This is a genomic window from Flavobacterium sp. TMP13, assembly GCF_050847115.1.
GTDB lineage: Bacteria > Bacteroidota > Bacteroidia > Flavobacteriales > Flavobacteriaceae > Flavobacterium.
In genome coordinates this window covers 2,473,480-2,492,505 of sequence record NZ_CP193656.1, presented here as the reverse complement: position 1 = coordinate 2,492,505, position 19,026 = coordinate 2,473,480, and the positions used below count along the sequence as shown (strand labels likewise).

The window sequence follows — 19,026 nt, the reverse complement described above, 5'->3', positions numbered from 1 at the left end:
TCTAAAAAGAGCCACTTTAAATTGATAAAGTGGCCCTTTTTTTTATCCCAACCAACCATCTCTGTCCAAACTTCTATATTGGATGGCTTCTGCTATATGCGACGAAATAATATCGGCTGAGGCTTCTAAGTCAGCTATCGTTCTCGACACTTTCAAAATTCGATCGTACGCTCTTGCAGATAAGTTCAATCTTTCCATTGCAGTCTTTAATAAATTTTTGGATTTTTCATCCAATACACAAAATTCTCGAATTTGCCGTGAACTCATTTGTGCATTATAATGAATAGAATCGGAAATTTCAAAGCGTTTCGTTTGAACATCTCTTGCTTTAATAACTCGATTTCGAATATCAACACTGCTCTCCCCTTTTTGCTCCTCGGTTAATTTTTCAAAAGGAACTGGCGTAACTTCTATATGAATGTCAATTCGGTCTAATAATGGTCCTGAAATTTTACTTAAATACCGCTGCATTTCATGCGGTGATGAAGTTTGTGCAGCACTCGGATCATTAAAAAAACCGCTTGGACTCGGATTCATACTCGCTACCAACATAAATGAAGAGGGATAAGTAACGGTAAATTTTGCTCGAGAAATTGTAACTTCTCTATCTTCTAGTGGCTGTCGCATTACTTCTAGAACATCTCTTTTAAATTCAGGTAATTCGTCTAAAAATAAAACGCCGTTGTGCGCCATAGATATTTCTCCTGGCTGTGGATAACTTCCTCCGCCCACAAGCGCTACAGAAGAAGCCGTATGGTGTGGTGATCGGAAAGGGCGTTGGTTCATCAATCCTACTTCTTTTAACTTTCCAGCAACACTATGAATTTTGGTCGTTTCTAATGCTTCACGCAATGTCATTGGTGGTAAAATACTGGGTAATCGTTTCGCTAACATTGTTTTTCCAGCACCTGGCGGACCTATTAAAATTATATTATGTCCGCCTGCAGCGGCAATTTCCATGCATCGCTTGATTGATTCTTGACCACGTACGTCACTAAAATCAAATTCGGGAAAGTCTAATGTTTTATAAAATTCAGCGCGAGTATCGACAATGGTTGGTTTTAAATCTCCTTTACCTTCAAAAAAATCTATCACTTGCTGCACGTTTTCAACACCGTAAACATCCAAATCTGAAACTATCGCTGCTTCTGCTGCATTTTGAATGGGTAGAAAAAAGCCTTTAAATCCTTCTTCTTTCGCTTTAATAGAAATTGGCAACGCACCTTTTATGGGTTGTAAACTTCCATCTAATGAAAGTTCTCCCATGATGATATACTTATCGGTTTCAGTGCTTTTAATTTGACCTGACGCCACTAGAATTCCTATGGCAAAAGTTAGATCGTAGGCTGAACCTTCTTTTCGCAAATCGGCAGGAGCCATATTGATGGTTATTTTTTTGCCGGGCATCGAATAGCCATTATTTTTTAATGCCGCTGCAATGCGGTAGCTACTTTCTTTAATTGCGTTGTCAGGTAATCCGACCAAGTGATAGCCAATTCCGTTATCCATATTTACTTCGATGGTAATTGTAGTCGCCTCCACTCCAAAGACAGCACTTCCGTAAACTTTTACTAACATAATTTTTAGATGTAAATTTTGTCAAATCTAATAAAAATTTTAATACAATTTATCTGATACATTATCAATGGTAATTTTGTAATTAAACTTTAAAATTTATAAACACATCCAATTCCCTTTTAAATAATTTTAAAGTCTAAAATAAGAGAACAATGGATTTAAAATCTGGATTGCCTTTTTGGCTGATAAAAAATGGACTTTCTAAGGACTACAATACTTTAGACAGCGATATTGAAACGGAAGTTTTAATTATAGGTTCTGGAATTACAGGTGCATTGGTCGCACATTTTCTATGTGAAGCAGGAGTTAACTGTGTCGTAGTCGACAGACGAATGGCTTCTACAGGAAGTACGACTGCGAGCACTGCCCAATTGCAATATGAAATTGACACTTTTCTTTTTGATTTAATCGAGAAAGTAGGGGAAGAAAATGCAGTTAAAGCCTACGAGAAATGCTTAGAATCCATTTATACTTTAGAAAAAATAATCAAAAAATTAAAAATTGATGGCGATTTTGAATGGCGATCGAGTTTGTATTTGGCTTCTGATGCTAAAGGTTTTAAAGATCTAGAGAAAGAATACAAAACTCGAAAAAAATACAAGTTGCCAGTTACTTTATTGAATCAAAAGCAATTGAAAGATAAGTTCAATATCGACAAAAAAGGCGCTTTATATAATGATTGCTCGGCGCAAATTGACACTTTTAAATTGTGCACAGCATTATTGAATTATCATAAAAAAAATTCTGGTTTAGTAGTTTATAGCCATACCGATGTGGTAAAAGTCGAAAACAAAAAAGAACATATAATTGCCATTACTGAAAAAGGACATAAAATTACAGCCAAAAAAATTGTCGCTGCACCTGGATTTGAATCTGAATCATTATTGAAAGAGAAAGTGATGCAATTAAATTCTACTTACGTATTTGTAAGTAAGCCATTAAAAGAAGAAGATTTTTGGAATGAGAAATGTTTGATTTGGGAAACTGCACGTCCTTATATATATGTACGGACCACCAAAGACAATCGAATTATGGTTGGCGGATTTGACGAAGATTTCCAAAATCCGAAGAAACGTGATGCCTTAATGGAGCAAAAGAATAAAGCAATTTTAAAAAGATTTAAAAAACTTTTTCCAGATAGTAAAATTGAAGTCGATTTTTATTGGTGCGGCACTTTTGGAGAGACAAAAGATGGCCTGCCTTTTATTGGCGAACATAAAGAACATCCTAATATGTATTTTGCATTAGGTTACGGTGGAAACGGCATCACTTTCAGCGTAATAGCGGCTGAAATGATCAAAGATTTATACTTAGACAAACCAACAGATTCTGATTTATTTGCTTTTGATCGCTAAGATAGTTGTATGGAAATTCAGCTCAAATAAAGTGATAAATTTCCATACAATAAATAATAAAATTATTACTTTTAAATAGCATTTTAAGGTCTCAAAAGAGCTCTACAATTGGCTTTTCTTTAATTTTTTGTATCTTTACAGTCATCTAAATGATTTTTAGTTCAAAAGTGAATGTTATTTTTATACTTCATTTTATCTAATTTGTGGTTTCGAATTCTAGAAATCCGCTTAAAAATCAGTAAAAATTTGCAGCTTTACACTGCATCTTTTTTTTGCCTTTTGGAAGAATTCCATAAACAGGCTTATAATAATCAAATAGAGAAAAGATTTTAAGAGAGAACGTATTGTTTTGCAATCTTCAAATAAGTTGCTTTAAAACAGCATTTTACCTGTTTTTTAAAAGAACTAGATTAAAAGCAACATTACTTTAAAAAAACAAGACATCTTTAAAAGCTTGTATTTAAATGAATTATATTCGAAATGCAAAAAATTAAACTTGTTGTCTTGAAATTTATTTTATAATCAATTTACAATAAAAAAGGAGCAAAATATGGAATTTAAAATAATCAACCACGTTACTGGAGAAGATAAAACATATAAAAATGAGACCATTGCTCGTTTTCTATTTACACATCTCGAGCAATATGGGGATAAGGTCGAAGATATTTTAAAGTGCATTGATTATGTAATGAACCCAAACAAAGGCGGAACTATTGTAGTGGGTTTAGAGCATGATGTGATTGTAGGAGTAGTGATCCTAAATAACACAGGAATGAAAGATTTTATTCCCGAAAATATTTTGGTTTACGTTGCAGTTGATAGTTCGCAACGAGGTAAAGGTTTTGGTAAAAAATTAATGCAAAAAGCGATTAGTATTGCTGAAGGAAATATTGCTTTGCATGTGGAACCAGATAATCCAGCTTTAAAATTATACGAGAAACTCGGCTTTACCAATAAATATTTGGAAATGCGTTTAATCAAATAACCAAAAAAATGGGAACTTTTTTACCCGATTTTATCGAGTTGCAAGAACTTCGCAAAGAATTGCATCAATTTCCCGAACTTTCGGGAAAAGAATTCAATACTGCGGAAAGAATTGTATCGTTTTTACAAAAATATCCACCCGACGAATTAGTAACAACAGTTGGTAAAACTGGAATTTTAGCTACTTATTCTGGAGAAGTATTGGGGCAAACGGTTTTATTTCGCTGTGAGTTAGATGCTCTTCCCATAAATGAAATCAACATTTTTAACTATCGTTCCGAAACTAAAGGAATTTCTCATAAATGTGGGCACGATGGACATATAGCTATTTTATGTGGTTTAGCCAAGCAATTGTACTTGAATAAGCCGAAAAAAGGAAAAGTGGTTTTGCTTTTTCAACCTGCAGAAGAAGATGGATCTGGTGCTAAAAAAGTAGCCAACGATATTCGTTTTCAGCAAGTAAAACCCGATTATGCATTCGCTTTACATAATTTACCAGGTTATTCTAAAAGTCAGATTGTAATTAAAGAAGGTACTTTTACCTGTGCTGTCAATAGTATTATTATCAAACTGAAAGGAATTACTTCGCATGCAGGTGAACCCGAAAATGGCATCAATCCTGCTTTAGCTATGGCTGAAATAACCACCGAATTTCTACAATTGACTCAACCTCTAATCGCTCAAGACAATTTTTGTATTGTTACTCCCATTTACACTGCAATGGGCAAAAAAGCCTATGGAGTTTCCGCTGGCGAAGGGGAAATTCATTTTACCGTTCGAAGCAACAGCAATAACCAAATGAGAATTGTAGAAGCTAAATTCGAAAACTTTGTCGCAGAAAAAGCAGCAAAATACCATTTAGCACATACCATAAAATGGACACAAAGTTTTCAAGCCAATGAAAACAGCAAAGACGCTGTTGCATTAATTGAAAATGCCGCACTAATAAACGACTATTCCATTCTAAAAAAAGAACATCCTTTTACTTGGGGCGAAGATTTCGGCTTGTTCACTCAACTGTATTCTGGCGCAATGTTCGGATTGGGTTCAGGCGAAGATACTCCTGCCCTACACAATCCTGATTATGATTTTCCAGATGAAATTATAACAACTGGAGTAACTATGTTTCATGAAATAAGCAAAAAAATTACCAATGCACAATAATTCTATTATAGAACTAAATAGTATAGCGTATCAAAATAACATTGATTTTCTAAAAAAAACATTCGGAAAAAAAGTGATTCTTTCTGCTGTTATTAAAGGAAATGCATACGGACACGATATTGCTCATTTCTGTACGATGGCTTATGCCGCTGGCATTACTCATTTCTCTGTATTCGATGTTGATGAAGCTAAAATTGCACATGCTGTTTTAGGCGACAAAGCTACTATTATGATTATGGGATTTGTTGGCGATACCGATATGGAATGGGTTGTTGCAAATCATATTGAATTTTTTGTATTTGATAAGCATCGCTTAACTGCCGCTTGTAAAGCGGCGAAAAAATTAAAAAGCAAAGCCAACGTTCATATCGAATTAGAAACCGGAATGAACCGAACCGGCTTTGAGCGCAAAGAATTGAAAGAAGTTATATCTTTTTTAAGAGAAGAACGCGATTTTGTTACGTTTAAAGGTTTGTGTACGCACTTTGCTGGCGCAGAAAGTATAGCCAATTATTATAGAGTGGATAAGCAATTGAAACGTTTTAACGAGTTGTACGATTACATGGTATCGCAAGGCTTACAGCCAGAGATTAAACATTCTGCCTGTTCTGCCGCTTCAATGATGTTTCCCGAAACACGAATGGATTTGGTTCGAATTGGAATTATGCAATACGGATTGTGGCCAAGCCCAGAAGTTTTAGTTCATTATTTAAATAGTAAAAAAAGCAAAATTGATCCACTGCAGCGCGTAATTACGTGGAAAAGTAAAGTAATGAGCCTGAAAAAAGTGGCAGTAGGTGAATTTATTGGATACGGAACGAGCTTTTTGGCCGAGAGAAAAATGAAAATTGCGGTCATTCCTATTGGATATTCTCATGGTTACAGTCGAGCGTTGAGCAATCAAGGTCGTGTCTTGATACAAGGTCAACGTTGCCTTGTGGTCGGTTCTGTAAATATGAATATGGTCACTGTCGACGTAACTGATATCGAAAAAATTAAAAAAGGAGACGAAGCGGTACTTATTGGTACTCAAAATGACGTTTCGGTTTCGGTTGCTTCCTTCAGCGACTTGAGCAATCTGTTGAATTATGAATTACTAACCCGAATTTCAAAAACAATTCCACGAAAAATAATTTAAAATGGCTTTTATACAATTATATAGAGAAAAATTAAAAGAGAATTATACGTTTCTCAACACTATTTTTACGTCAAGAAATATTGAATGGGGAATTGTATCTAAACTTTTGTGTGGAAATAAAATTTATCTTAAAGAAATTATTGCTTTAGGAACACATGAGATTCTAGATTCTAGAGTGAGTAATTTGCGTAAAATCAAGTCGATTGATCCTAATATTCAAACGGTTTACATTAAACCTCCCGCAAAACGAAGCATAGAAAGCATCGTAAAATATGCCGACGTAAGTTTTAATACCGAAATCTACACGATTCAGATGCTTTCTAACGAAGCAAAAAAACAAAATAAAACCCATAAAGTAATCATTATGATTGAAATGGGAGATTTGCGTGAAGGCGTAATGGGCGAAGAATTAGTAGACTTTTATGGCCAAATTCTTCAAATGCCAAACATTGAAATTACAGGTATTGGAACCAACCTAAATTGTTTGAGCGGTGTCATGCCAACGCAAGATAAATTAATTCAGTTGAGTTTATATAAACAATTAATTGAAGCCAAATTTAATATTATAATTCCGTGGGTTTCAGGAGGAACTTCAGTAGCTATTCCTTTAATTTTAAAAAATGCCAGACCCATGGCGATCAATCACTTTAGAGTCGGCGAAGCTTTATTTTTTGGAAAAGATTTATTTACGGGAGAAACGATCCAAGGAATGCACGATGATGTTTTTAAGTTATTTACTGAAATTATCGAAATCACCGAAAAACCAGATACACCGACAGGAGAACTAGGAGAGAATGTGGCAGGTAACACCTTCAGCATGAATGATACTGAAGATTTTGGCGGTACTTCATTACGCGCTATTATTGATATTGGTTTGTTGGATATGCAACCTCAATATTTAGACGCAGATGATCCCGATATTACTATAATTGATGCGAGTTCTGATATGTTGGTTATTGATATTTCTAACTCTAAAAAGAACTATAAAATAGGGGATTTAATTTCCTTTAAAATAAAATACATGGGTGCTTTGTATCTTTTGAATTCCGATTATATCGAGAAAACGATCGCATAATAGTGTTGCAAATAGAAAAAGAGAAGTTAAACAAATCAGGTTTTGCTTCTCTTTTGTTTTTAAATCGAGAAAAAATAAAGAATAAATAATTTTTATTCTCGAAATAGGTCCTATTTAAAAATTATTCGTAAATAGTATAGTAAAATCTTATATTTTTATACAAAATAACCAAATCGTATGAAAAAAAATCTCTTTACTATTTTACTGCTAGTACTTTGTGTTTTTACAAGTGGTGCGCAGGAATATTTTCCGAACAATGAAAGTATTCACAATAAAAACAGCAACTATACTGCATTTACAAATGCAAAAATACTTGTTACCCCAACTCAAATTTTAGAAAAAGCAACTTTAGTGATCCAAAACGGAAAAGTCATTGCCGTTGGCACTTCGGTTACTTTACCTAAAAACATCACACCCATAAACTTAGAGGGCAAAACAATTTATCCTTCGTTTATTGACATGTATACTGATTTTGGTGTAGAAAAAGCACAAATAGTACAAAAGTCACGCGGAAGTCAAGTGTACGACAGCAAACGAGAAGGTTATTATTGGAACGAACATATTCGTTCGGAAGTAGATGCAATACAAGGCTTTGATTATGATAAAAGCAAGGCAGAAGAATTTTTAAGAGCAGGCTTTGGTATTGTAGGAACACACAACGATGACGGGATTGCACAAGGTTCAGGAGCTCTAATTGCATTAAATACTTACAGCAGTGAAAGTCGTGTACTCTCTAATAAAATTACTAACCATTTTAGTTTCAAGAAAAGCGTTACCTCAAAACAAGCGTACCCAACCTCACAAATGGGCACCATGGCACTTTTGAGACAAATGTACTTAGACTTGGATTGGTACAAAAAATCGAGTATCAGAAACGAAGATTTATCGTTAGAAGCGCTGCTTCAAAATGAGAAATTAGTGCAAATTTTTGATGCTGGAGATAAGTTAAACAGTTTACGCGCTTCAAATATAGGGAACGAGTTTAACATCAATTATATTTTAAAAGGTTCGGGGAATGAATTTGAACGTTTGGATGAAATCAAAAAAACGAAAGCTAAATTTATAATTCCAATTAACTTTCCAGAAGCGTACGATGTTTCCAATCCGTATCAAGCCAGTAACTTAGATTATGCTGACTTAAAATTTTGGAACCAAGCTCCAACCAATTTAAAAGTTCTTACCGATAATGGAGTCGAGTTCGCATTAACTACTAATAAATTAAAAAAATTAGAAGATTTTAGAACGAACTTATTAAAAGCGGTTCATTATGGTTTTGATAAAACCAAAGCCTTAGAAGCATTGACTACTACTCCTGCCAGTTTACTGGGAAAAAGCAACGAAATTGGAACGTTAAAAGTGGGGAGTTCTGCCAATTTTTTAATTACTTCTGGCGATTATTTTGATAAAGAAACAATATTATACGAGAATTGGGTGCAAGGCAACAAACATACAATTCACTCGATGCATGCCATCGACATTCGAGGTAATTATACTTTGACTGTTGGAAGTCAAATGTACACCTGGGTTGTAAAAGGAGAAATGAACAAGCCAACTTCTGAAATTAAATTAGCGAACGACTCTACTAAATTAGAATCAAAACTAAACGTAGCTGAAAATTGGATTTCACTAATCATAAATGCCAAAGATAGTATCGGTAACACTCATACTCGATTGAGCGCTTATCTGCAAGATCGTAATTCTATAGTTGGAAAAGCAATTTTATTAGATGGTACTGAAGCTACTTGGAAAGCAACAAAAATAGGTGAATTTACAAAAGATAAAAAAGAAGACAAAAAGGAAGAACTCCGAGAAATACTACCAATAAGCTATCCCAATATAGCTTTTGGAAATGCAGTACTTCCAACTGAGGAAACCATTTTATTTAAAAATGCAACGGTTTGGACGAACGAAAAAGAAGAAAATCTTTTGGAGACTGATGTTCTGATAAAAAACGGGAAAATTGCAGCCATTGGTAAAAATCTGCCTGATGGCGGAGCAGTAGTTGTTAATGCTAAAGGAAAACATTTAACGAGCGGAATAATCGACGAACATTCGCACGTAGCGATCTCCAATGGAGTTAATGAAAGTGGTCATAATTCGACGGCTGAAGTCACGATACAAGATGTCATCAACTCTGATGATGTAAATATTTACAGACAAGTTGCAGGCGGCGTGACTACATCGCATTTGTTGCATGGATCTGCGAACCCAATTGGTGGTCGCTCGGCTATTGTAAAATGGAAATGGGGAGTCGGTCCTACTGAAATGCTATATAAAGATCAACCTGGCTTTATAAAATTTGCGTTAGGCGAAAACGTAAAACAATCGAATTGGGGAGAAAATGATCCTTCGCGTTTTCCTCAAACAAGAATGGGCGTTGAACAAGTTTTTACAGATTACTTTCAGCGTGCTAAAGAATACGATACCAATTGGAAAGACTTTAACTCTAATGGAAAAAAGAACAAAGCAAACGCACCAAGGGTAGACTTAGAGCTGCAAACATTAGCCGAAATTATAAACAAAGAGCGTTTTATAACCTGTCATTCGTATGTACAGTCTGAGATTTTGATGCTAATGAATGTCGCCAACCAATTTAATTTTACTGTAAATACGTTTACTCATATTTTGGAAGGATATAAAGTGGCAAATGAAATCAAAGCGCACGGAGCCGGCGCTTCTACTTTTTCAGATTGGTGGGCATACAAATTTGAAGTAAATGATGCGATTCCGTTTAACGGTCCGATAATGCACAAGCAAGGAATTGTAGTCGCTTATAATTCTGATGACGCGGAGATGTCTCGACGATTAAATCAAGAAGCAGCCAAAGCAGTTAAATATGGCGGTATTTCTGAAGTAGAAGCTTGGAAATTTATCACCTTAAATCCTGCTAAATTACTACATATTGACGATAAAGTAGGAAGTATTAAGGTAGGAAAAGATGCTGATGTAGTGCTTTGGTCAGACAATCCGTTGTCGATTTATGCTAAAGTGGAGAAAACAATAATTGAAGGTGTAGTTTATTATGACGCTGATGTCGAAGAAAGTAAACTTGCTGCGATTGCAAAAGATAGATTATTAATCATCAATCAAATGCTAGACGAAAAAAACAGTGGTAAGAAAACACAGGAACCAAAAAAGAAAGAAAAACTGGAGTACCACTGCGATACCTTAGAAATGTAAGCACCTATTCAACACCAATTCAAAAAAACTGTACACAGATGATACAAAAAATATATTTATGCTTCCTGTTTTTAGGAAGTTTAAGCTTGGTGGCACAACATGCACCCGCTAAAAAACAAAGCCAATCCATCTTAATTTTAAATGGTACCGCTCACATCGGGAACGGAAAAGTGATAAATAGCAGCGCGATAGGTTTTAAAGACGGTAAACTAGATTTGGTTACCGAATCGAATTCCGATCAGTTAGTTAAATCAAATTATGATCAAATCATAGATGCTTCCGGAAAACATGTTTATCCTGGTTTTATAGCTGCAAATTCGACTTTAGGATTAGTTGAAATCGATGCTGTAAAATCATCTGATGACGAAAGTGAACTGGGTGACTTTAATCCGAATGTAAAAAGTATTGTGGCTTACAATGCCGAATCTCGTGTTATTGAAACCGTAAGACCCAATGGCGTCCTTATGGCACAAATTACGCCTCGCGGAGGGCGATTTTCAGGATCATCATCAGTGGTACAATTGGATTCTTGGAATTGGCAGGATGCCATTATTAAGGAAAATGACGGTTTACATCTTAATTTCCCGTCCTCTTTCAAAAGATCTGGTTGGTGGGCAGAACCAGGAGAAGTCACTTTAAATAAAGAGTACGCGAAACAAGTAAGCGATATCAGTAATTTGTTGTCTAACTCCAAATCCTACTTCGCTGAAAATTCGAAAGTACGAAATTTAATTTTTGAGTCCATGCAGGGACTTTTTGACGGCTCAAAAACATTGTTTATTCATGCTGATGATGAACTTCAAATCGTAGATGGCATAAAAGTGGCACAAAAAAATGGAGTAAAAAAGATCGTCATTGTAGGTGGTTTTGAAGCTTATAAAGTCGCTAAATTATTAGAATCTAACGCAATTCCAGTTTTATTGAGAAGAGTGCACCAAATGCCCATCCATGATGACCAAGATGTCAATTTACCTTATAAAATGGCAAAGATACTAGTCGATAAGGGAGTTTTGGTCGGTTTAGAAAACAGCGGTGATATGGAACGAATGAATACGCGTAATCTTCCATTTCTGGCCGGTACTTGCGCCGCTTATGGTTTGGATAAAGAACAAGCACTAGCATTAATTACTTTAAATACAGCGAAAATATTAGGCATTGATGTATTCTGTGGTAGTTTAGAAACGGGAAAAGATGCCACTTTGTTTGTTTCTGATGGTGATGCCCTAGATATGCGTACAAATAAACTGACTCACGCTTTTATTCAAGGAAGAAAAATTAGTTTAGAAAATCATCAAACACAATTGAATAAAATTTACAAAGAGAAATACGAACAGCAATAAAATAAATCCTATTTTACAAAAAGATCTTCTCAAAATTCTAATTTTGAGAAGATCTTCTTTTTGTAGGAAATGCAAATCTGGGTTTGAAATGGATTTTACTAAAAAACGACGATTATCAAATTGCAGATATATTATTTTGTCATAGTACTAATTTACAACCCGTAAAAATTTACGGGACCAAAATAATAATTTAATAAAAATCACTTCATCTGCCCTATTTTTTTTAAGGTCAATTAGTCATTTATATACTTTTATAGTAAATCCTAACTATAAATTTATGCGTAAAACTGTCTTAAGCGTGATACTTCTCGCTCTTTTAATATTAACTTTTATCTCCAATCACATTTTTACCGAAAATTTAGTAACACCAAAAAAAGTAGTTTTTGACAACGGTGATACCGCTTGGATGATTATGGCTACCGCTTTAGTACTATTGATGACACCTGGACTTGGATTTTTTTACGGCGGAATGGTGGGTAAAAAAAATGTAATTAGCACCATGCTTCAAAGTTACATGGCAATGATAGTCGTGACCATTTTATGGGTTGTAATTGGCTTCGGACTTTCTTTTGGTCCTTCACTTGGTGGTATTATTGGCAATCCATCTGCTTACTTCTTTTTTAATGGTATCGGTACAAACACGGCATGGAGCACTGCACCCACCATACCGATTATGCTATTTGCGTTGTTTCAAGCAAAATTTGCGATCATCACTCCTGCCCTTGTTACGGGCGCTTTTGCCGAACGCATTCGCTTTTGGGCTTACCTATTATTTATGGTTCTATTCATTCTCTTAATCTATACTCCGTTATGCCACATGACTTGGCATCCCGATGGTTTACTCTTAAAAATGGGAGTTCTTGATTTTGCTGGAGGAACCGTTGTACACATGAGCGCAGGTTGGGCAGCACTGGCTGGAGCAATGTTTTTAGGAAAAAGGAGGGGACGAAAATCCAATCCAGCGCGTATTACTTATGTAATGCTAGGCACTGCATTATTATGGTTTGGATGGTTTGGGTTCAACGCGGGCTCTGCGATGGGCGCCAACGAATTGGCCGTTCAAGCATTAGGCACAACAACAGTTGCAGCCGCAGCCGCAGCGATGGCTTGGGTTTTTATGGATAAAATTTTAGGTCATAAACTTTCTGCTATGGGTGCTTGTATTGGTGCAGTTGTAGGCTTAGTTGCTATTACTCCTGCAGCTGGTTTTGTAAGTATGCCGCATGCTATTTTTATCGGATTGTTTAGCAGTTTAGTCAGTAACTTTGCAGTAAGTCGCTTTCCAAGAGGCAAAATAGACGATGCATTAGATGTTTTTGCTTGTCATGGGGTTGGCGGAATGATGGGAATGTTATTAACTGGTGTCTTTGCTTCAAAGGCGATAAATCCAGCAGTACTAGATCAAGGTTTAGTATTTGGCGAAACTACACTATTTGTACACCAACTAATGGGATTGCTTTTAGTTTCCGTATTTGCTTTTATGGGCTCGTACTTTTTATTTTTTATCGTAAATAAAATTACACCGCTGCGTGTTTCGGAAGAAAAAGAAGCACTAGGTTTAGATATTTCGCAACATGGTGAATTTTTATAATATAACTGTTTCAAAAAAAAACCTCTAAGACCAAAGTCTCAGAGGTTTCTTGAATAAATAATCAACCCAATCATTTACTTAAATTTTGCTATTCCTGCTTGCAACCAATTGTAGTATTCTTCTATTCCTACGTAACTAATAGTTGGTTTTTCAGTGTTTAAACTATTTCCTTCCAAATCAGTTAAGATATACAATGGTTGTGTATTAGTTTTGTATTTTGAGATCATAAAGTCCGTCCATTTATCTCCAGTAGTTTCAATTAACTCGTCTGTTGAAGGAGAAATAAATTGTTCTTCTTTTGGCAAATCACGTTTGTCATCTACGTATAAAGAAATTAATACCAAATCATTCTTTAAAATAGGAAGTACCTTCATATCCGACCACACATTGTTTTCCATCTTGCGACAATTCACACAAGCATATCCTGTAAAGTCAAGCATAACAGGTTTGTTTACCGATTTTGCATATGCCATACCATTTTCATAATCTTCAAAAACCATTATTCCGTGCGGGCCAATTTTTGCTCCTTTTGGTAAAGCTTCATTTGTTACCACGCCATTGGTTGCACTTTTTCCAACTCCATAGGGACTTTCGCTATATTCTAAAGAAGGTGGAAACGCACTAATTATTTTTAGAGGTGCTCCCCAAAGTCCAGGAATCATATAAATCGTAAACGTTAAAACGATCAATCCTAGAGATAATCTTCCCACAGAAATATGTGTCAATGGACTATCGTGCGGCAAAGTGATTTTTCCAAATAAATAAAAGGCTAATGTTCCGAAGATGGCGATCCAAATCGCAATAAATACTTCTCTCTCTAAGAAATGCAATTGTAAAACTAAGTCTGCATTCGATAAAAATTTGAATGCTAAAGCCAATTCTAAAAATCCTAAAACGACCTTTACTGTATTCAACCAACCACCCGATTTTGGTAATGAATTTAACCAACCTGGGAACATGGCAAACAACATAAAAGGCAACGCTAATGCTAGTGAAAATCCGAACATCCCGACTACTGGCGCTATTCCTCCGGTAGAAGCTGCTTCTACCAATAAAGTACCTACAATTGGACCAGTACAAGAAAAGGACACAATTGCCAAGGCCAAAGCCATGAACAAGATTCCGATAATTCCGCCACGGTCTGCTTGCTGATCTACTTTATTTGCCCATGAATTAGGAAGCATAATTTCAAAAGCTCCCAAAAACGAAGAGGCAAAAACAACTAATAATATAAAGAAAAATACATTAAAATATACATTTGTAGATAGTGCATTAAGCGCACCAGCACCAAAAACTGCGGTAACCAGCCAACCTAATAATACATAAATTACGATAATCGAAATTCCGTATAAAATTGCATTTCGTAAACCTGCTGCTCTATTTTTGCTTTGTTTGGTAAAGAAACTTACCGTCATTGGTATCATCGGAAACACACAAGGCGTAAGAAGTGCTGCAAACCCAGATAAAAAAGCGATAAAAAATATAGTCCATAAACTTCTTGTAGATTTTGGACTAGGAGCAGCTACATCGGCAGTTACCCCATCTGCATTATCTGCTGCCACAGCCCCTTCATTTACGACTGAATCTTGCGGTTCAACACTAACATCAGTAACTATAGTATTTTCAACAACGGGAATTTCCGCAACAGCTTCTGCTCCTTTTACATCTGTCGAACTGGGTGCGGATGCAACCATTTTGAACGAGGCTGGAATAGCCAAATTGAACTTTTTGTTAGAGTTGATGCACACCTCTTTACAAACCTGATAATCAAATTCTACTTGAATGTTTTTTACATTTGGATTAGAAATCGTTATCAGCTGTTCTATTTTTGCTTTATTTTCAAAAAAGGTTTCGTTTACCTCAAAAATATCATTATAGGCCGTACGCGTTTTACTTTCCTTTGCTTTTCCACTAACCAAATAATTATCCTTTTGATTCTTGAACGTAATTTCTAAAGGAAGTGGTCCGCCATCTGGTGTAAATTGAGAGTATACATGCCAATCTTTTTCAATTGTAGCTTCAAAAGTCAATAAAAAGCTATTTCCTGATTTATACTCAATTTTTGATGTCCATTTTACTGGTTCAACCATTTGACTATTTCCCTTCGCAAAAGCGAATAAAAAAAGAAATAAAAATACGCAATGCTGTAGTTTGAAATTTAAATTTCTAATAAAACCGTGTTGATTATTCATTCTTCTAAAGTAATTTTAAATATAGTGTTTGTAGTGTTTTTTATTGTAAATCGGTCGTCAGCACGTTTGCCAACAATCCATAATATGTTTTCTCCTGAACAAAGTAACCAAGCATTTTCTTTATCCACCAAAGAAAATTTTTCGTCCTTAAAAAATTTACTGATTTTTTTGCTCTTTCCGTCCATTCCCGTAGGATGAAAAAAATCGCCTTCTCTCCATCTTCTTAAAAACAACGGAAAATTCAGTTTGTCTTTGTCGACAAATATAGTTTTATTTGAAAGTTTAGTCACGTGACTTACCTCACAAAGCGCCAACTTTAAGGGAAAATTAACGTCTCGTTTCTCGTTATCAATTGTAAATATTTCGTCTGATTCTTCTTTGTATGGAGATAAAATTAAGTCTGCCCTATTTTTTATTAGGCGGTAATTGGGAGCTAAAATTTGTTTACCCGATTGACTTTCGACCAAATCATAAATGTCCTTCCAAGCCGTAAACCCATACTCCTTCAGCCATTGATACAAATACGATTGGTAATTCGGCAAACGTTTTAATTGGTTCAAATCAAAATGAATTTCATTACCCTTTTCGTTGGCCACTTGCTGGTATATCATAATCGAAGCATCTTCGACCATTTCTTGGGCTTCCTGCAAGTAGGATTGCGTCTTTTGAAAAATAGCTAAAAATTGTGGATTAATTTCCTTCAAAATTGGAACCAATTCGTGTCTAATTTTATTTCGCACGTATTTAGACGAAGCATTACTGCTGTCTTCGCGCCATTTTATTCCACTTTTTTCGGCGAATTCTTTTATCTCTAAACGAGAATACGGCAATAAAGGACGAAGTAATTTTTCAGTTTGTTCAGGAATTCCCACCAAACCTTCTAAACCAGTTCCGCGAGATAAATTGATAATAAAAGTTTCTAAATTATCATCAGAATGATGTGCGGTTAAAATGTAGTGATAACCTTCCGTTTCTAACAATTCGTCGAACCAACTGTAACGCAATTCTCTTGCAGCAACTTGAGTCGAAAGTTTATAATCTGCAGCAAAAGCAGCGGTGTCAAATTGTGTACTAAAAAAAGGGCGCTGAATTTTAGAAGCAAATTCTTGAACAAAGTTTTGATCTTCAAAACTCTCTATGCCTCTCAATTGAAAATTGCAATGTGCAATGGCAAAATCATAGTCTAGTTCGTTAAATAAATGTGCCATCACCATACTGTCTAAACCGCCGCTAGTCGCTAAAATGAGTTTTTTTGATCCTAAAAAAGGGAAGGAATTAGCAATATGTTTTTTAAATTTATGAAGCATTTTTTGATGTCTTATTTGAATAATTCGTAAAAAGTGAATTCAACCAATTGCTAAAATTACAAATTTACTACAAGACATCAATTTTATGATTGCAAAACTTCAAACATCGCTTTGGCTTTAAGTAAGCATTCTTCGTACTCTGACTCTGGATTTGATAGTGAAGTGATCGCGCTTCCTACAGAAAAAGAAAGATATTGCGATTTAACATCGTACAAAATACTACGAATAACAACGTTAAAATCAAAATCACCTTCGGGTTTAAAGTAGCCAATGGCGCCACTGTACAACCCTCTTTTAGTCTCTTCTTGCTGCTCTATAATAGTCATTGCCGAGTGTTTTGGTGCTCCCGTCATGCTTCCCATTGGGAAAGTGGTTTTTAATACATCTACGGCAGAATATTGCAAATCTACTTTTGATTGTATGGTCGAGATCATTTGATGCACTTGCAAAAAAGAATAGATTTTACACAATTCAACTACTTTGACACTGCCTTTTTGTGCTGTTTTTGACAAATCATTTCGAACCAAATCGGTAATCATAATATTTTCTGCCCGCTCTTTGATGTCGTTTTCTAAATCAAATTTTGATTGATTATCTTCCTTTTCATTTTTAAAACGTCTGGAAGTTCCTTTTATAGGCTGCGAAATAACAACATCTCCAACTTTTCTGATGTATCGTTCTGGAGACGCACATAAAACAAAATTTGTGTTATTTTTGAAAAAAGCAGCAAAAGGAGGTTTTGAAATTGCATTTAACTTCTCAAATTTTGCCAAAGGATCAATGGTAGCATTCTGCGCATAAAATTCCATGCAAAAATTAGCTTCATAAATGTCTCCACGGTGAATGTGTTCTAAAACTGTAGTTACTTTCTCGACGTATTTCTGTTTTGAAATTCGTTGCTCAATCGTAATTATTTCTTTTGAAATGTTATGGATTTCACTGTTATTTATCGCAGTAATTTCTTGAAAATCAAATTCGACCTCATCATCACACAAAAATAAATATTGGATTTCAAGTTGATTCCCTTTTAAAAAGAATAATTTTTTAGGTTGAAAAAAGAATAAATCAGGAAATTGTAGTCCATCAAAATTAGCTGATTGTAGCTCTTCGGTATCGTTTTTTAAATCATATGATAAATAACCAAAAAGCCAGTCTTTAGTTGTTTGTTGGTACTGCTTTAAATCGTCAAAAGCAGTATGACAATCGGTTTTAATTGCGGTAAAAGCATCAACTGCCAATACACAATCAAAACTAGAATAGTCTTGTCTATAATTATTACTGTCCAAAAAAACCACTTCTCTAAATTGCTGTGACCAGCTTAAAAGTTGCTTTTTAAATCCGTCTGGATTTGAAATTTGTTTGTGAATGGAAACTCTCAAGAATAGTGCTTTTAATAATTTCAAAATTACGATAAAAATCACTGTTAAAAAGTTCTTTCGTTCAAAAGAGAAAATTTATCAAGTACAATAGCAACTCTGCACTGTACCTCAACCTAAGTTCTCATAAATAGCATCAGTTTAACAAGTAAAAAAATATTAAAATAAAATTAGTTTAGTTTTTATAATAGCACTAACTTTAGTAAAATGATAAAGCACTAATAATTAACGTTTTAAATCACTAATTTCAAGTATATAGGATCAAATATTTCTACTTAGAAACTAACTTTTAAATTATAGAAATCATGAAAATTGCTACTCTTATTGTTCGTGTTCTCATTGGATTACTATTACTATACGCTTCTATAAGCTACTTTTTAAATTTAATGCCTGAGCCAGAAGTTAACGGTAATTTTAAAGCATTTAATTTAGGTTTAGTCGCTTCTACTTATTTAATGCCACTCGCAAAGTCGATAGAATTATTATGCGGTTTAGCCTTTCTAGTTGGTCGCTACGTGACCTTGGCCAACATTTTAATTTTACCTATAACCGTTAATATTTTATTTATAAACTATTTTATGACTCCCGATGGCTTGGCAATTGCCATCTTACTATTTATTGGAAATTTATTCTTGATTTACAGCTACCGCAACAATTATAAATCGCTCTTTACTGCTTAGTGTTTTCAATTTTTAGAACTGAAACTAGCCTCGTTTTTTATCAAAAAAAAATGCCTCATCTAAAAT

Annotated in this window: 13 protein-coding genes; 9 read left to right on the top strand and 4 right to left on the bottom strand. The window is 34.8% G+C overall.

The window, feature by feature from the left end; translation table 11 throughout:
• Nucleotides 1-42 precede the first annotated feature (42 nt).
• Nucleotides 43-1,578, bottom strand: a complete 1,536-nt coding sequence (locus ACRASX_RS10775) for a YifB family Mg chelatase-like AAA ATPase (protein ID WP_432221218.1) — start codon at nucleotides 1,576-1,578, stop codon at nucleotides 43-45.
• A 152-nt stretch (nucleotides 1,579-1,730) separates the two neighbouring features.
• Between ACRASX_RS10775 and ACRASX_RS10770 the strand changes: the two genes are divergently transcribed.
• From ACRASX_RS10770 to ACRASX_RS10735, 8 genes are all read left to right on the top strand, one after another.
• Nucleotides 1,731-2,933 (top strand): NAD(P)/FAD-dependent oxidoreductase, encoded by a 1,203-nt coding sequence (locus ACRASX_RS10770; RefSeq protein WP_432221217.1) that lies wholly within the window; start codon nucleotides 1,731-1,733, stop codon nucleotides 2,931-2,933.
• Nucleotides 2,934-3,483: 550 nt separating this feature from the next.
• Nucleotides 3,484-3,918, top strand: a complete 435-nt coding sequence (locus tag ACRASX_RS10765) for a GNAT family N-acetyltransferase (protein WP_432221216.1) — start codon at nucleotides 3,484-3,486, stop codon at nucleotides 3,916-3,918.
• Nucleotides 3,919-3,926: 8 nt separating this feature from the next.
• Nucleotides 3,927-5,081: an amidohydrolase gene (locus ACRASX_RS10760; protein ID WP_432221215.1), complete on the top strand. Its 1,155-nt coding sequence runs from the start codon at nucleotides 3,927-3,929 to the stop codon at nucleotides 5,079-5,081.
• Nucleotides 5,071-6,219 (top strand): alanine racemase, encoded by a 1,149-nt coding sequence (gene alr, locus ACRASX_RS10755; protein WP_432221214.1) that lies wholly within the window; start codon nucleotides 5,071-5,073, stop codon nucleotides 6,217-6,219. Before ACRASX_RS10760 ends, alr begins: the two co-directional genes overlap by 11 nt.
• Before the next feature lies 1 nt (nucleotide 6,220).
• Complete coding sequence (locus ACRASX_RS10750; protein WP_432221213.1) at nucleotides 6,221-7,294, top strand: alanine/ornithine racemase family PLP-dependent enzyme; 1,074 nt, start codon at nucleotides 6,221-6,223, stop codon at nucleotides 7,292-7,294.
• Nucleotides 7,295-7,471: 177 nt separating this feature from the next.
• Complete coding sequence (locus tag ACRASX_RS10745; protein ID WP_432221212.1) at nucleotides 7,472-10,474, top strand: amidohydrolase family protein; 3,003 nt, start codon at nucleotides 7,472-7,474, stop codon at nucleotides 10,472-10,474.
• A 38-nt stretch (nucleotides 10,475-10,512) separates the two neighbouring features.
• On the top strand, nucleotides 10,513-11,814 hold the full coding sequence (locus ACRASX_RS10740; protein ID WP_432221211.1) for an amidohydrolase family protein: 1,302 nt from the start codon (nucleotides 10,513-10,515) through the stop codon (nucleotides 11,812-11,814).
• A 277-nt stretch (nucleotides 11,815-12,091) separates the two neighbouring features.
• Nucleotides 12,092-13,405, top strand: coding sequence for an ammonium transporter (locus ACRASX_RS10735; protein ID WP_432221210.1), 1,314 nt, complete (start codon nucleotides 12,092-12,094; stop codon nucleotides 13,403-13,405).
• 74 nt (nucleotides 13,406-13,479) lie between these two features.
• Here ACRASX_RS10735 and ACRASX_RS10730 read toward each other — a convergent pair whose 3' ends face one another.
• The 3 genes from ACRASX_RS10730 to ACRASX_RS10720 all read right to left on the bottom strand — a co-directional run bounded on the left by ACRASX_RS10730 (nucleotide 13,480) and on the right by ACRASX_RS10720 (nucleotide 18,283).
• Entirely contained in the window at nucleotides 13,480-15,597 is a 2,118-nt protein-coding gene (locus ACRASX_RS10730; protein WP_432221209.1) for a cytochrome c biogenesis protein CcdA, read from the bottom strand.
• The gene (gene tilS, locus ACRASX_RS10725) at nucleotides 15,594-16,904 is read right to left on the bottom strand and encodes a tRNA lysidine(34) synthetase TilS (protein ID WP_432221208.1); all 1,311 of its coding nucleotides are present in this window, start codon (nucleotides 16,902-16,904) and stop codon (nucleotides 15,594-15,596) included. Before tilS ends, ACRASX_RS10730 begins: the two co-directional genes overlap by 4 nt.
• Nucleotides 16,905-16,987: 83 nt before the next feature.
• Entirely contained in the window at nucleotides 16,988-18,283 is a 1,296-nt protein-coding gene (locus ACRASX_RS10720; RefSeq protein WP_432221207.1) for an anthranilate synthase component I family protein, read from the bottom strand.
• A gap of 302 nt (nucleotides 18,284-18,585) precedes the next feature.
• Between ACRASX_RS10720 and ACRASX_RS10715 the strand changes: the two genes are divergently transcribed.
• Nucleotides 18,586-18,960, top strand: coding sequence for a DoxX family membrane protein (locus ACRASX_RS10715; RefSeq protein WP_066308465.1), 375 nt, complete (start codon nucleotides 18,586-18,588; stop codon nucleotides 18,958-18,960).
• Nucleotides 18,961-19,026: the final 66 nt, after the last annotated feature.

Excerpts from the sequence above, each read along its gene's own strand:
- ACRASX_RS10775 (WP_432221218.1), bottom strand. The coding sequence starts at position 1,578 with ATGTTAGTAAAAGTTTACGGAAGTGCTGTCTTTGGAGTGGAGGCGACT.
- ACRASX_RS10770 (WP_432221217.1), top strand. The coding sequence starts at position 1,731 with ATGGATTTAAAATCTGGATTGCCTTTTTGGCTGATAAAAAATGGACTT.
- ACRASX_RS10765 (WP_432221216.1), top strand. The coding sequence starts at position 3,484 with ATGGAATTTAAAATAATCAACCACGTTACTGGAGAAGATAAAACATAT.
- ACRASX_RS10760 (WP_432221215.1), top strand. The coding sequence starts at position 3,927 with ATGGGAACTTTTTTACCCGATTTTATCGAGTTGCAAGAACTTCGCAAA.
- alr (WP_432221214.1), top strand. The coding sequence starts at position 5,071 with ATGCACAATAATTCTATTATAGAACTAAATAGTATAGCGTATCAAAAT.
- ACRASX_RS10750 (WP_432221213.1), top strand. The coding sequence starts at position 6,221 with ATGGCTTTTATACAATTATATAGAGAAAAATTAAAAGAGAATTATACG.
- ACRASX_RS10745 (WP_432221212.1), top strand. The coding sequence starts at position 7,472 with ATGAAAAAAAATCTCTTTACTATTTTACTGCTAGTACTTTGTGTTTTT.
- ACRASX_RS10740 (WP_432221211.1), top strand. The coding sequence starts at position 10,513 with ATGATACAAAAAATATATTTATGCTTCCTGTTTTTAGGAAGTTTAAGC.
- ACRASX_RS10735 (WP_432221210.1), top strand. The coding sequence starts at position 12,092 with ATGCGTAAAACTGTCTTAAGCGTGATACTTCTCGCTCTTTTAATATTA.
- ACRASX_RS10730 (WP_432221209.1), bottom strand. The coding sequence starts at position 15,597 with ATGAATAATCAACACGGTTTTATTAGAAATTTAAATTTCAAACTACAG.
- tilS (WP_432221208.1), bottom strand. The coding sequence starts at position 16,904 with ATGCTTCATAAATTTAAAAAACATATTGCTAATTCCTTCCCTTTTTTA.
- ACRASX_RS10715 (WP_066308465.1), top strand. The coding sequence starts at position 18,586 with ATGAAAATTGCTACTCTTATTGTTCGTGTTCTCATTGGATTACTATTA.